The organism is Amycolatopsis sp. MJM2582, assembly GCF_000754115.1.
Lineage (GTDB): Bacteria > Actinomycetota > Actinomycetes > Mycobacteriales > Pseudonocardiaceae > Amycolatopsis > Amycolatopsis japonica.
This window is the reverse complement of the sequence record NZ_JPLW01000009.1, coordinates 37,127-50,847: the sequence shown is the minus strand read 5'-3', so window position 1 is coordinate 50,847 and position 13,721 is coordinate 37,127. Positions and strand designations below refer to the sequence as shown.

Below are 13,721 nucleotides of genomic sequence, written 5' to 3'. Positions count from 1 at the left end.
AGCCAGTCCGCCCGCTCACACTGCGCTACCCGCCAGGCAGGAGGAGGTCCGGGAATGGTGTCACGGCCGGCCCCGGCCTCGACGTCGCTCCCCTCGGAGTCGTCGACGGCGACCAGCGAGGGCGCGCTGCCCGAATCCGGGCGGTTCTGGCGTGAGCTGCTGGAAGACGTCCGTGACGCGGTGCTCGTGCAGGACGTCGGCGGCGCGTTGCGCTGGTCGAACCCCGCCGCCCGCGAGCTGTTCGGCGGCGGCCGCCCGATACTGACCGCCGAAGGCCCCGACGTCGGGCATGTCGAGCACACCGGCCGCCGGTTCCCGGCCCGGATCCGGACGCTGCCCGGCGGCTGGCACGCGTGGACGGTGACCTCCGCGGTCGCGGCCGACGGCCCGCGCGTGGACGGATTCCTCGCCGCTTCGGGCCCCAGGCTCGCCTCCGCGCGAGGACGGCACGGGACGGCGAAGGTGATCGCCGAGGTCGCCGCCGCCGAGCTCGCCGACTGCGTGTTCGTGCTGCTGCCGACCACGCGGGGCCGGTGGGAATGGTGGAGCTGCGATCACCGCACCAACCACGGGCACGGCCGGATCCGCCGGGTCCCGGTCCAGCTCGCGCCGGTGCTCGCCGGCACCTTCGCCTCCACCGAGGAACTCGAAGCCAAAGCGGTGCCGGAGGAGGAGATCGCGACGCTGCCCGCGATCGTCGCGGAACGGCTCGCCGTCCATCCGTCCGTGACCGTGGTCTCACTCGGCTTCGACGGCGGCGCCGGGGTCACCGGGGCGGTGGTGCTCGGCAGGCGCGGCGCGCCCGCGTTCGGCGAGGACCACCCGCGCGCGGTGACCGAATTCGCCCGTGCGGCCGGGACGGCGCTGGCGAACGCGCATCGCTACGCCCGCCAGGAAGAGGCGACCCGCGGCTTGGAGACCACCCTGCGCCCGACACCGCCGCCGGACGTCCACGGCGTCAAATTCGACGTCTGGTACGAGCCGTCGGGCGGTCTGCTCGACGTCGGCGGCGACTTCTACGACGTCCTGCCGCGCGAAAGCGGCGGCGCGATGTTCGTCCTCGGCGACGTCTGCGGGAAGGGCGCCGAGGCGGCCGCGCTCACCGGACGGGTCCGGCAGACCCTCGCCGCGCTCGACCTCGTCGAGCACGACAACACCACGTTGCTGAGCCTGCTCAACTCCCTGCTCATCACCGGCGGCAGCGGCCGGTTCGCCACGCTGGTGCTCGGTTCGGTGCTGGCTAACGAAGACGGTCTCGGCGTCACCTTGGCCTCCGGCGGCCATCCCGCGCCGCTGGTGGTGCGCCGCCGTGGCGGCGTCGACGAGATCACCCTGCCCGGCACACTGGTCGGGATCTCGCCGCAGGCGCGGTTCGCCGAGACGGCCATCCGGCTGGGCGAGGGCGACGTCTGCCTGCTCTACACCGACGGCATCACCGAAGCGCGCCACCACGAGCGGCCGTCGGACCTGTTCGGCGACGAGCGGCTGCGTGAACTGCTGGCCGGCTGCCGGGGGATGTCCGGCCGCGAGGTGGTCGCCCGGATCCGCACCGCGGTGCGGGAATGGCTCGGCAGCGGGACGCACGACGACATCGCCGTCCTCGCCATCGAGGCCTCACGACCCGCTCAGTAGCCGCACCACCGCCCGCTCCACGATGTCGCGGGCCTCGTCGGGATCGGAGACCTTCCGCGCCCGTCGCGTCGCACGCGCGATCGTCCGGTCCCGGCGGTAGGCGGTGATCACGCGCGGGTCCACATAGGACCGTCGTGCCACGGCTGGCGTGTTGCCCAGTCCTTCGGCCACTTCGGTCATCACCGCCTTCTCGACCCGCTTCAAACCTCTTTCGCTGGAAGGCTTTTCGGTCTCCGCGAAGGCCGAAGCGGCCAGGACGGTGGCGTTCCAGGTGCGCAGGTCCTTGGCCGTGAAGTCGTCCCCCGTGAGTTCCTTGAACCGCTCGTTGAGGTCTTCGGCCCGGATCTCCTGCCATCCGCGACCGTTTCGGTAGGCGAGCAGGCGCACCTCGTCACCGCGGGCCCGCCTGAGTGAGCGGATCAGCCGGACGAGGTCCTCGTCCCGCAGCCGGACCTTCCGCTGGATCCCGCCTTTCGCCGGATAGTCGCAAAGAAGGCAGCCCTCCCGGATCGAAACGTGCTCGCACAGCAGGGTCGCCACCCCGTGCGTACCGTTCTCGTCGGCGTAGCTTTCGCCACCGGTCCTGAACACGCCGAGGTCGAGCATGCGGAGCGCGCCGGCGAGCACCCGTTCGCGGGTGAGGCCGCGGGAAGCGAGATCCTCCCGGATGGTCCGGCGCAGCCGGGGGAGCCGCCGCGCCAGCGCGAGGACGCGCTCGTGCTTCTCCTCGTCGCGGGCCCGTCGCCATTCGCCGTGGTAGAGGTACTGCTTCCGGCCTGCGTCGTCGACACCGACGGCCTGGATGTGGGCGTTCTCGTGCGGCGAGATCCACACGCGCCGCCACGCGGGCGGGATCGCCAGCGCCTCGATGCGCTCGATCGTCTCCTCGTCCTTCAACGGTTCGCCGTCCGGCGTCAGGTAGCCGAAACCCCGGCCTCTTCGCCGCCTCCCGATACCGGGGGAGCCCAGATCCGCTCGCCGCAATCGCATGCGCGGCGAATACCCCCGGTGATCGCGGTTCATGCCCATGGTTCGGCGAGGCCGCCGCGGGGTAGCCGGGGGCGAAGACGACTTCAGGAGGGAACCGATGACGACATCGCTGAACGGACGCCGCGTGGCCATCCTCGCCGCGGACGGCGTGGAACAGGTCGAACTGGTCGAACCGCGCAAGGCGGTCACGGACGCCGGGGCGACGGCCGAGCTCGTCTCGCTGGAACCCGGCGAGATCCAGGCCATGAACGGCGACATCGACAAGGCGGACAAGTTCACCGTCGACCGGGTCGTCAAGGACGTCACCGTCGACGACTTCGACGCGCTCGTGCTGCCCGGCGGCACGATGAATCCGGACAACCTGCGCGTGGACGAGAACGCCGTCCGCTTCGTGCGCGACTTCGTGAACAGCGGGAAGCCGGTCGGGGTGATCTGTCACGGGCCGTGGACGCTGGTCGAGGCCGACGTGGTCCGCGGCCGCACGCTCACGTCGTATCCGAGTGTGCGCACCGACATCCGCAACGCCGGCGGCACCGTCGTCGACCAGGAGGTGGTCGACGACAACGGCCTGATCTCCAGCCGGAACCCCGGCGACCTCCCCGCGTTCTGCGCCGCGATCGTGGCCCGATTCGCCGGATAAACGAGTGGCGCGCGTCACAATGATGGGGGATCGTGGTGGGCAGAGGAGGAGGTGCCGCGATGACCGTGCATGCCAGACGCTACGGCCGTTGGTGCCGTGAGCACTTCGAGACGGAGCACGCACCGGAGCAGCCGTCGGCCGAGACCGAGGCCGCCCCGGAGGTCACCGACGCCCAGGCCGAGCAGGCCCAGGCCGGTGACGCTCCGGAAGCGAGACCGGGCTCGCTCAACTGAGCGGTCGCCGGTACCAGACCCGCTTCGGGCCGGGCAGGCCGATCCGCGACACCAGATCGGTCACCACGCCGCCGATGATCAGCCACAGCAGTGCGGCGAGGCCGTCGTTGAACAGCGTCCGGGGTTTGATCCCTTCCGGGGTGAACAGGTTCCGCAGCCCGAGCGAGACCGCTCGCGACCACTGGTCGATCAGCTGCGCGAACCCGTTCCCCGGATTGGCTTCGCCGAACACCAGCAGGATGTGCACGATCAGCACCAGCGCGAAGATCCAGCAGATCGCGTGGACGAGGGCGTTGACGATCCGCACGACACGGATCCTGGCGGGCGTCTGTTCGACGATCTCTTCCGGTGGCTCACGCGGGTCGTTGATGTAGGTCATCGCCGTCTCCCATCATCGTCCACTGTGGACACCCGGCCGGGCGGTCGCTCAGCCGGGAGGGCCTGGCTTGCTCTTCGTCGGCGGGCTCGGCCGGGTCTTGCTCGGCTTGCCCGAGGTGCTCTGCCGCTCGCTGGCGGCGGTCGTTTCCCTGGGTGTCGAGGTGGCGTCGACGCTTTCGGTGGCACCGGGCGGATCCGCGGAGGCGGGCGCGTCTTCGGTCACCACGACAGTGGCGTTGCTGGCCTTCGGGCCGCGGGTGGCCACCTCGGCCACTTCCGAGGACCGGGGCCCCTGGCCCGCCACCGGGGCGGACGAGCCGGTCGCCGCGGGAGGTAGCAGGCCGCCCGGCCGGCCGGGCTGGTCCGCCGGGGTCTGGTTCACCGCGAGCAGCACCCCGACGGTGATCGCGGCGGCGGGCGCGCTGATGGCGGCGACCACGGCCGCCCGTTTGCGGGTGGCGGGCGCGAGATGGGCGACCTTCGTGCCGGTGGAATCCTCCAGCAGGATCCGGGAGATCGCCGCGGCCGTCGGGCGCTGCGACGGTTTCCGCGCGGTCATCCCGCGCAACAGCGTGGTCATGGTGGCCGACAGGCCGGCGGGGATCCGCGGCGGCCGGTGCAGCCGTCCGACCGCGGCCTCGACCGGGGTCCCGGTGTACTCCCGTTCCCCGGACAGGCATTCGAGCAGGACCAGGCCGAGCGAATAGACGTCGGCGGGCGGGCCGACGTTCTCGCCGCGGACCTGTTCGGGCGCCATGTACGCCGCCGTGCCGACGACACCGCCGGTCTCGGTCACCCTGGTCGCGTCGAAGGCGTGCGCCACGCCGAAGTCGCCGATCAGCGGGCCGTCGTCGGCGATCAGGATGTTCGCCGGTTTGAGGTCGCGGTGGGTGATGCCGTGCGCGTGGACGTGCGCGAGCGCGTCGGCCAGCCGGGCGGTCAGCTCGACGACCTCGTCCTGGGGGAGTGGTCCGGAGCGCAGCCGCTGGGCCAGATTCGGCCCGTCGACCAGGCGCATCGTGAGGTAGGTGTAGCCGTCGTCGGTGCCCGCGTCGTACAGCGGGACGAGCCCGGGGTGGCGGACCGCGCTGAGCGTCTGGATCTCCTGCTGACGGCGGCGCTCGTCCCGGGTCATCGTGTCGGCGTGGAACAGCTTCAGCGCCACTTCGCGCTGTTCGAGCAGGTCGCGGGCGCGGAAGACGCGTGCGGTCGCGCCGCGCCCGAGCAGCTCGCCGACCTCGTAGCGGCCGGCGAGTTTGCGCGGGAGATGGTCCGGGTCGTGGACGTTCAGGCTGAACCGGCGTTGAGTGGTCCCGGCATCGGGTTCCTCCTCGTTGTCACCGCCAGCACGCGAACCCGCGTCGTCCATCGGTGCTACCTCCGTCTCACCGGCCGAACGCCGTATACCCGGTCCGGCCCCGGGCGAAACAAGGGTGGGGAGCCTACCGGAGACGATCCGCGGGTTCACCCCGAACGGCGGGCAACCCCGGCGGGGGCCGTACGTCTCGTGGTCATGAAGCCGAACCGGTGGGCCGCGCTCGCCGCCGCCGCACTGACCGCCCTGGCCGTCTTCACCCCGCCCGCCGTCGCCGATCCGCTGGTGCCCCGGGGTTTCGCGCCCGCGTCGACGAGCTGGACCGGGCCGTCGCGCGGATTCGTCCTCGGGTTCTCGCCGTGCGGGAAACCGGGATGGTGCGCGTCCCTGCTGTCGACGACCGACGGCGGGAAGCGGTGGCGGCGCGTGGGCGAACCGCCGATCTCGTTGCCGGACAACCACAATCAGGTCAAGCTCACGGTGATCGACGAGCGCGACGTCTTCCTTTCCGACGGCACCCGGCTGCTCGCCAGCCACGACGGTGGCGGTAAATGGTCCGCGGTCAGGCTCGCCGGGGTCCGGGAACCCTTCTATATTTCGAAGATCACCGAAGTGGGCCCTCGGGTGTTCGCGATGGTCACCGGTTTCGGCAGTCCGTCGACGACGACGCTGTACGCCGGGATCTCCGGCACGCGGCTTCTCCTGCCGGTCCCGGGATTCACCGTCACCGGCTCCACGACCTACGGCGACATCGCCACGAGCGGCGGGGTCCAGGTGTCGATGGGGGCGGACTACCGCGTCCAGAAGTACTGGACGTCTTCGGACGGCTTGACCTTCGCGACCGCGCCGCCGCCCTGCCCGGCGGACAGTTCGGCTTCGCTGAGCGGAGTACGGCGGGGACAGGTGCTCGCGTTGTGCAGCGGGGGACCGGGGACACCGCAGCCGGGCGCGACCGTCCGGCGGCTGTGGCGCGCGCCGAAACTCGGCGGGCACTTCACCGGGACGGCGCAGGCGCCGACCCTCGGCATCAACCAGAGTTTCAGCGCCGCTTCGCCCACGGCGGCGACCGTCGCGGCGGAAGGCGGCGGCACCGGCTTCCTGCACAGCACCGCCGACGGCGGGACGACCTGGACGACGACCGTGCTCAGCGGCCGCGGGGTCTGTCTCAACGATCTGGACTTCCCGGACGAACGGGTCGGTGTGGTCGTGGACGGCCTGCCGGACGCCGATGGCGGGTCCGCCGTGTACCGCACCACCGACGGCGGACGCACCTGGCGCGAACTCGGCTTCGGGTGATCGTCGCAGGTGGCCAAGGCCCTTGGGGAGGTTCACGGGGGTGCACGCCATGTCGTAATCTGTGTACGGTCCGTCGATGTCGAGGGAGCCGCGGGCGCGTTCGCGTGGCCTGTGCGCGGCTGAAGGGTGGAACGTGTCCATGACTTCGGACGAGGTCCGGTCTGTGCCGAGGCGCCCGCTCCCCCTCGACTACAGCAAGCCCAATCTCGCCCGGATGAAGGACGTCCTGCTCGGCGGGCACGACCACTACGAGGTCGACAGGCGCGCCGTCGAAGACCTGCTCGCCCTCGCCCCCGACGCCGCCGCGATGGCCAAGGAGTTCCGCGCCTGGGCGAACCGGGTGGTCCGCTTCCTCGCCGACGCCCGCGGTATCGACCAGTTCCTCGATCTGGGCTCCGGGCTGCCCACCGCGGAGAACACCCACCAGGCGGCGCAGCGGTACAACCCGGACGCGCTGGTCGTTTACGTCGATCACGACCCGGTGGTCCAGGCGCACGGCCTGGCGCTGCTGGAGGACCACCTCGTCCACGTGAGCGGCGCGGATCTGACCGATCCCGCGCAGACCCTCGCCGATCCGGTGGTCACCGAGCACATCGAACTCGACCGCCCGGTCGCGGTGATCCTGAACTCGGTGCTGCACCACATCGAAGACCTCGACAAGGCGCGGGCCGTCGTGCGCGCCTACGTCGACGCGATCGCGCCGGGGTCCTACGTGCTGATCACGCACGACTTCACGCCCGGCGAAGGCTCGCGTGGCGCGCTCGCCCGGAAGCTCGACGACCTGATGGCCGGCACCGGACACCGCACGGTGCATCGCGGGCGCGACGAGATCGAGTCGCTGTTCGACGGGCTGGAGATCCTCGAGCCCGGCGTGGTGCACCTGCACGAGTGGTGGCCGGAGGGGCCGCGTCTCGCTCCGCTGACGGAGCTGAACCACCTGAGTCTCGGTGGAGTGGGGATCAAGCCTTAACGGCGTCAGGCTTTCAGCGAGCCGAAGAACGCCGTCAGTTCGTCGTGGGCGGCGCCGAAATCCTCGGTGTTGCCGGTGATCGCCAGTTCCAGCGTCTCGCCGTCGGACAGCTCCAGCGTCAGGTACGTGGTCAGCTTCCGGCGCGGGAAACCGCCCGCGACGATGTCCGACAACGGGATCCGCCGGGCGCCCGGTTCCGCGCGCAGATCGTCGAGGCCGCGCTCGCGCAGCTTCCGGATCCGCTTGCGGTCCGACACCCCGCGTGCCCCGATCAGGCCGGCGAGGCCCCGGCGGATCAGCACCGAACGCGCCATCGGCAGCAGCACCACTTCGGTGTCGCAGACGATCAGGTCGTAGAGCTTCCGTTTGGCCTTCAACGCGGTGAACAGCCCGAGCATGCGGGCTTCGGCGGGATCCGGTTCCGGCTGGGGTTCCTGTTTGCAGAAGTAGGCGGCGGGCACGTTCAGCAGTTGCAGGTTGTGGACCAGTTCGTCGACCGCGCGCGGGCTGCGCACCGCCGCGCCGACCAGTTCGGCGACGTCGAACGGCTCGCCGTCGCCGAGGCACAGTTCCCAGCCGCCGCCCCAGTTCAGGCGGTGCGCGGCGACGCCGTTGTCGATCATCGCGGCGGTGACGGTGTCGGCGAACAGTTCGGTCAGCAGTTCCAGGCCCTCTTCGCGCGACGGGGCCCGAAGGGGTTTCGCGAGCGCGTCGGCGTCGCCGTCACGCAGGACCCGCACGACCTCGCCGATCGTGCCGCGCGGTGCCAGCCTGCTCTCGATCCCGGCCGCGGTCAGCAGCCGCGCGCCTTCCGCCACCGACGCCCGGCCCGCGCGTTTGACGACCTCGTCCCAGTCCGCGCGTGGCCCGACGTCGCGGATCAGCACGTCGAGTTCCGCCTCAGGCACGTCGATCTTCGGCGCGCCCAGCAGCGACCATCCCGGTCGCGCGTCCGGCTTCACCGGGTTGTCCGGGACACCCGCCAGTGCGGCGATACGCCGCTTCGTGGGCGGGTGGCTGTCGTACTTCGAGAGCTCTTCGCCGTCGATGACGTCTTCGGCGTACTCGGCCACCCAGTCCCGCTGGACGGGGTGGTTGAGGTACGACCGGAACCCCAGCAGCACCGGGGGAGTGCGCCGCGCCGCCGCGCCGAGCGAGAGATAGCGCTCGGAGTAGTCCTTCCACAGCGGGCTCAGCGTCGCGGCCTTCCGCAGTGCCGCGGCCGCCGTCCGGCTGCCCGCGGCGAGTACGGACGCCTCGTCGGCCTGCAGTTCCTGCCGCCGGTTCGCCGACCGCGCGACCAGGAGGTACAGCTTCGAGTAGGCGGAGAGCAGGGCCCTGGCGGGGCCGCCGTCCAGCCTGTCGACGGTGAAGGCGAGGGTCTGGGTGCCGCGATAGGTCAGCGCGAGCAGGCGGGTGTGGCCGCCGCTGTAGTGGCCGAGTTCGTGCGCGAGGACGGACCGAAGCTCACTGACGCTCATCGCCGCCAGCAGCGGAAGCCCGATCAGCATCGTGCGGCGGCCCGGCCGCAGACCGAGGAACCGGGCGTCCTCGCTGACCGCCGCGTTGATCTCGCCGATCAGCACGATCTCGTCCGGCGGCCGCGTCTTCACCTGTGCGGCGAGGTCGTCGATCATCTCCCACAACGCGGGATGGGCGTCGCGGTCCAGCCGCGGCCCCTCGATCGGGGGACGCCGCGCCCGCAAGGCGCTCAGCAGCCCGAAGGCGAGTGCGACCATGATCGCCAGCCCGCCGAACATGACGTAGGTGCCGATCTTGCCCTGGATCCGCAGGCCCGCCAGCACACTGGCGACACCCACCGCGACGACCACCACCGGGAACGCCACGAGCAGAAGTGTCGCGAGGACGGCGCGTCCTCGGGCCTGCATCGTCGGTTACCTCTTTTCGCACAAGTGCCGTCTGTGCGGCCGAATAGTAACCGGCTACGCAGCGGGCTCGTGCGAAAACAAAGCGCTACGCCCGCTACCTGGGAAAGTCCGTGAAGGCCTCCTTGAGAGACCCAGAGTCCCTCAAGGAGGCCTTCACGGACTTGTGACTAGGCGACGTTGAAGGTGTCGGGATCCGGCCCGGTCCGCTCGCCCCGGTCCAGCACCGACAGCGAGGCGATATCCTCCTCCGACAGCGTGAAGCCGAAGACGTCGAGGTTCTCCTTGATCCGCGACGGGGTCACGGACTTCGGGATCACGACGTTGCCCAGCTGCAGATGCCACCGCAGCACGATCTGCGCCGGCGTGCGGCCGTGCTTCGACGCCAGCGCCTTCACCGCGTCCTCACCGAGCAGGTCGCCGCCCTTGGCCAGCGGGCTCCACGCCTCGGTCGCGATGCCGTGCTTCGCGTCGTACTCGCGCACCTCGGCCTGCTGCAGGTACGGGTGCACCTCGACCTGGTTGACCGCCGGGGTCACGGAACCGGCGTCGGCCAGCCGTTCGAGATGCGCGGGCTGGAAGTTGGACACGCCGATCGCGCGCACCCGGCCGTCGGCGTAGAGCTTCTCGAAGGCCTTCCACGTGTCGCGGTAGAGATCGCGCTCGGGCGTCGGCCAGTGGATGAGGTACAGGTCCAGCTGCTCCAGGCCCAGCTTGGCCAGGCTGGCGTCGAACGCCTTCAGTGTGGCGTCGTAGCCCTGTTCGCTGTTCCACAGCTTGGTGGTGATGAACAGCTCGTCGCGGGCGATCCCGGACTCGGCGAGTGCCTTGCCGACGCCCGCTTCGTTGCCGTAGATGGCGGCGGTGTCGATGCTGCGATAGCCCGCGTCCAGCGCGGCCTTGACCGCGGCGGTGGTCTCCTCGTCCGGCACCTGGAAGACGCCGAACCCGAGCTGCGGCATCTCCACCCCGTTGTTGAGCTTGACGGTGGGAATGTCGGTCACTTGTGTTCCTTTCATGGGTGTTTCCGGTTCAGGCGGCGGGGGCCAGTTCGGCGCGACGAGCCTTTCGCCGCCCGTGGTCGAGCATGCCTGAGATGACCGCGACCAGCAGTCCGGCGAGCGCGAGCGCGGCGCCGATCCAGTTGGGCGCGGTGTAGCCGAGACCGGCGTCGATGGCCTTGCCGCCGAGCCACGCGCCCCCGGCGTTGCCGAGGTTGAACGCGGCGATGTTGGCCGCCGAAGCCAGCGCGGGCGCGCCTTCGGCCTTGTTCATGACACGGGCCTGCAGCGGCGCGACGGTCGCGAAACCGGCGGCGCCGAAGACCGCGATGGTGATCGCGGCGGGGAGCTGGGCGTGCGCGGTGAAGACGAACACGACCAGGACGGCCGCGAGCACGGCGAGGATGACGTACAGGCTGGGCATCAGCGACCGGTCGGCCGCCTTGCCGCCGAGCAGGTTGCCGACGAACAGGCCGCCGCCGAACAGCACCAGCAGCCAGGTCACCGCGCCGGGGGAGAAGCCCGCGACCTCGGTCATCATCGGGGCGATGTAGGTGAAGGACGCGAACACCCCGGCGAAGCCGAGCGCGGTCATCGCCAGTGCGAGCCACACCTGCGGGCGTCGGAACACGGCCAGTTCGCTGCGCAGCCCGGCGCTCTGCGTCGTCGCCTGGACGGGGACCAGCGCGAGGATCCCGATCAGGCCGATCACGCCGAGCGCGCTGACCGCCCAGAACGTCGAGCGCCAGCCCAGCGCCTGGCCGAGCGCGGTCCCGGCGGGCACGCCGAGGACGTTGGCGACGGTCAGGCCGGTGAACATCATCGCGATGGCGCCCGCCTGCTTGGTCGGCGCGACCAGCGAGGCGGCGACGACCGCGCCGACGCCGAAGAACGCGCCGTGCGACAGCGCGGCGACCACGCGGCCGGTCATCAACAGGCCGTAGGTGGGGGCCAGCGCGGACACGACGTTGCCGGCGATGAACAGGACCATCAGGCCGACCAGGACCGTCTTGCGCGGCACCCGCGACGCGAGCGCGGTCAGCAGCGGGGCGCCGACCACGACGCCGAGCGCGTAGCCGGAGATCAGCAGCCCGGCGGAGGGGATCGAGACGCCGAAGTCGCCCGCGACCTCGGGCAGCAACCCCATGATCACGAACTCGGTGGTGCCGATACCGAAGGCACTGATCGCCAGTGCGAGCAGAGCGGCAGGCATTGGAGGCTCACTTCTTCCCGTAGAGTGGTGATGACTGGCGTTGGCAACTACGGGCGTCTGAAATAGTTGCACGCGCCGTATATTGCACACGCTTGATGATGCATGACGCAACGAAGCTCGGGCAACCGGGGAAGAGGTGAACCGTGTCACTGGCCGACGACGCCGTGGAGGCACGCGCGCAGGGCTGGCGGACCCTCGCCGCGCTGCACGCGCGGATCGAGGACGCGCTCGAGCGCGCGCTGGCGCAGCAGCACTCGCTGTCCGTGAGCGAGTACACCGTGCTGGACGTGCTCGCCCGTCAGGACGGTTTCCACCTGCGGATGAACCAGCTGTCGAACGCCGTCGTGCTCAGCCAGTCGGCGACGACGCGGCTGGTGTCGCGGCTGGAGGACCGGGGGCTGCTGCAGCGGTACCTGTGCCCGGACGACCGGCGGGGGATCTACACGGAGGTCACGCCGTCGGGACAGGAACTGCTCGCGGCCGCGCGGCCGACGCACGACACCGTCCTCACCGAGGCACTCGCCGCCGCCGAGGAACTCCCCGAACTCGCGCCTTTGGTCGCCGCGCTCGGAAAACTCACCTTCGCCCGCTCCTGACCCCCTCCCGCATTTCGTCCTCTGAATGCGATCGTTGCGCGCGCAAGGACCGCATTCAGAGGACTAAACGCGGGCGGGCTGGCAAGGTGAGGGCGTGGACGATCTTCTGTTGCGCCGGGTCCGGGTCGGCCTGGCGGGTTCCCTGTCGGACGTGCGGATCGAGGGCGGCCGGGTCGCGGCCATCGCGGGCCCGGGGCAGGCGGGTGAGGCGTCGGAGATCCTGGACGGGCACGGCGGCACCCTGCTGCCCGGGCTGGTCGACACGCATGTGCACACCGCGCAGTGGTCCGCCGCGCGCCGCCGGATCCCGTTGGGGGAGGCGACCTCCGCCGCGCACACGGTCGAGCTCGTGCTCGCCCATCTGCTCGCGAATCCCGCGCCACCCGGCGAACTCGTGCTCGGCGCCGGGTTCCGCGACGGCCTCTGGCCCGACGCCCCGCACAAGGATCTGCTGCAGAAGGCGCTGCCCGGGCATCCGGTCGCGCTCTTCAGCGCCGACCTCCACACGCTGTGGCTCAGCCCTGCCGCGCTGAAGCTCATCGGCCGCGACCATCCCACCGGGGTGCTGCTGGAGAACGACTGCATGAGCGCGACGGCCGAACTCCCGGTCGCCCCCGACGACGTCATCGACGGCTGGGTCGCCGACGCCCTCGACGCGGCGGCCGCCCGCGGCGTCACCAAGATCGTCGACTACGAATACGCCGACACCGTCACCGACTGGCGGCGACGGCTGGCGCGGAAACCGCTGCCGGTCCGGGTTTCCTGCGTGATCGCGAAGTACCTGCTCGACACGGCCATCGAACGCGGCCACCGCTCCGGCGACGTCCTGGAGGGCAGCGGCGGGCTGCTCACGGTGGGCCCGTTCAAGCTGTTCGTCGACGGTTCGCTGAACACGCGCACCGCGTACTGCGTGGGCCACTACGCCGGAACCGAGTCCCACGGGCTGCTCGAACTGCCGCCCGAGGAGCTGGAGCCGTTGATGCGCAAGGCTTCCGAGCACGGTCTCTCACCCGCGGTGCACGCGATCGGCGATCACGCCAACAAGATCGCGCTCGACGCGTTCGCGAACGTCGGCTGCGCCGGCCGGATCGAGCACGCGCAACTGCTGCGTTCCGAGGACGTCGCCCGCTTCGCCGAGCTGGGGGTCGTGGCGAGCGTGCAGCCCGCGCATCAGCCGGACGACCGCGACGTCGCCGAACGGCACTGGCACGGCTGGACCGATCGGGCGTTCCCGTACGGCGCCCTGTACCGCGCCGGGGTGCGCCTGGAGTTCGGCTCGGACGCGCCGGTCGCGCCGCTGGACCCGTGGGACGCGATCGCGTCGGCGGTCAGCCGCACCGACGACGACCGTCCGGCGTGGCACCCCGAGCAGGCCATGCCGCTGGAGGCCGCGCTCGCGGCGTCGTCCGGCGGCCGGACCGGGGTGGCCGTGGGCGACGTCGCGGATCTGGTCGTCACCGCGGTGGATCCGGTGCGCCTGTCCCCGGCCGGGCTGCGCGACATCCCCGTCACCGCCACCGTCATGAACGGCCGGGTCACCTACGCCTCGTGACCCTTTCCTTGCCCGGGCG

13 protein-coding genes are annotated in these 13,721 nt (G+C 71.1%); 7 read left to right on the top strand and 6 right to left on the bottom strand.

Translation table 11 applies throughout. The annotated features are described in order from the left end of the window. The first annotated feature begins 54 nt into the window (after positions 1–54). The gene (locus ED92_RS38945; protein WP_037347606.1) at positions 55–1,632 is read left to right on the top strand and encodes a SpoIIE family protein phosphatase; all 1,578 of its coding nucleotides are present in this window, start codon (positions 55–57) and stop codon (positions 1,630–1,632) included. On the opposite strand, the gene ED92_RS38940 is transcribed toward ED92_RS38945, so the two are convergent. Beyond that, complete coding sequence (locus tag ED92_RS38940; RefSeq protein WP_037347827.1) at positions 1,615–2,622, bottom strand: DNA topoisomerase IB; 1,008 nt, start codon at positions 2,620–2,622, stop codon at positions 1,615–1,617. The genes ED92_RS38945 and ED92_RS38940 overlap by 18 nt on opposite strands. A 97-nt stretch (positions 2,623–2,719) precedes the next feature. Here ED92_RS38940 and ED92_RS38935 point away from each other — a divergent pair, with 97 nt between their 5' ends. Next, positions 2,720–3,262: a type 1 glutamine amidotransferase domain-containing protein gene (locus ED92_RS38935; protein ID WP_037347604.1), complete on the top strand. Its 543-nt coding sequence runs from the start codon at positions 2,720–2,722 to the stop codon at positions 3,260–3,262. 59 nt (positions 3,263–3,321) lie between these two features. Next, on the top strand, positions 3,322–3,495 hold the full coding sequence (locus ED92_RS43100; RefSeq protein WP_162836917.1) for a hypothetical protein: 174 nt from the start codon (positions 3,322–3,324) through the stop codon (positions 3,493–3,495). Here ED92_RS43100 and ED92_RS38930 read toward each other — a convergent pair. Together ED92_RS38930 and ED92_RS41590 are read right to left on the bottom strand one after the other, a co-directional pair. Further along, a complete protein-coding gene (locus tag ED92_RS38930) occupies positions 3,488–3,874 on the bottom strand; it encodes a hypothetical protein (protein ID WP_037347603.1) in 387 nt (128 codons plus the stop codon). The genes ED92_RS43100 and ED92_RS38930 overlap by 8 nt on opposite strands. A gap of 48 nt (positions 3,875–3,922) precedes the next feature. Next, complete coding sequence (locus ED92_RS41590; protein WP_052121256.1) at positions 3,923–5,242, bottom strand: serine/threonine-protein kinase; 1,320 nt, start codon at positions 5,240–5,242, stop codon at positions 3,923–3,925. Between the two features lie 144 nt (positions 5,243–5,386). Between ED92_RS41590 and ED92_RS38920 the strand changes: the two genes are divergently transcribed. Both ED92_RS38920 and ED92_RS38915 read left to right on the top strand, forming a co-directional pair. Then, the gene (locus ED92_RS38920; RefSeq protein WP_081976079.1) at positions 5,387–6,484 is read left to right on the top strand and encodes a hypothetical protein; all 1,098 of its coding nucleotides are present in this window, start codon (positions 5,387–5,389) and stop codon (positions 6,482–6,484) included. 139 nt (positions 6,485–6,623) lie between these two features. After that, positions 6,624–7,454 carry an SAM-dependent methyltransferase gene (locus tag ED92_RS38915; RefSeq protein ID WP_037347601.1) on the top strand — a complete coding sequence of 277 codons (831 nt, stop codon included), beginning with the start codon at positions 6,624–6,626 and terminating at the stop codon, positions 7,452–7,454. 5 nt (positions 7,455–7,459) lie between these two features. Here ED92_RS38915 and ED92_RS38910 read toward each other — a convergent pair whose 3' ends face one another. The 3 genes from ED92_RS38910 to ED92_RS38900 form a co-directional block, all read right to left on the bottom strand. Beyond that, positions 7,460–9,343: a M48 family metalloprotease gene (locus tag ED92_RS38910; protein ID WP_037347600.1), complete on the bottom strand. Its 1,884-nt coding sequence runs from the start codon at positions 9,341–9,343 to the stop codon at positions 7,460–7,462. Positions 9,344–9,510: 167 nt separating this feature from the next. Next, positions 9,511–10,344 carry an aldo/keto reductase gene (locus ED92_RS38905; RefSeq protein ID WP_037347599.1) on the bottom strand — a complete coding sequence of 278 codons (834 nt, stop codon included), beginning with the start codon at positions 10,342–10,344 and terminating at the stop codon, positions 9,511–9,513. Positions 10,345–10,372: 28 nt separating this feature from the next. Next, positions 10,373–11,554: an MFS transporter gene (locus ED92_RS38900; protein ID WP_037347598.1), complete on the bottom strand. Its 1,182-nt coding sequence runs from the start codon at positions 11,552–11,554 to the stop codon at positions 10,373–10,375. A 143-nt stretch (positions 11,555–11,697) separates the two neighbouring features. Between ED92_RS38900 and ED92_RS38895 the strand changes: the two genes are divergently transcribed. Then, positions 11,698–12,150, top strand: coding sequence for a MarR family winged helix-turn-helix transcriptional regulator (locus tag ED92_RS38895; RefSeq protein ID WP_037347597.1), 453 nt, complete (start codon positions 11,698–11,700; stop codon positions 12,148–12,150). A gap of 94 nt (positions 12,151–12,244) precedes the next feature. Next, positions 12,245–13,702, top strand: a complete 1,458-nt coding sequence (locus tag ED92_RS38890) for an amidohydrolase (protein ID WP_037347596.1) — start codon at positions 12,245–12,247, stop codon at positions 13,700–13,702. Positions 13,703–13,721 lie beyond the last annotated feature (19 nt).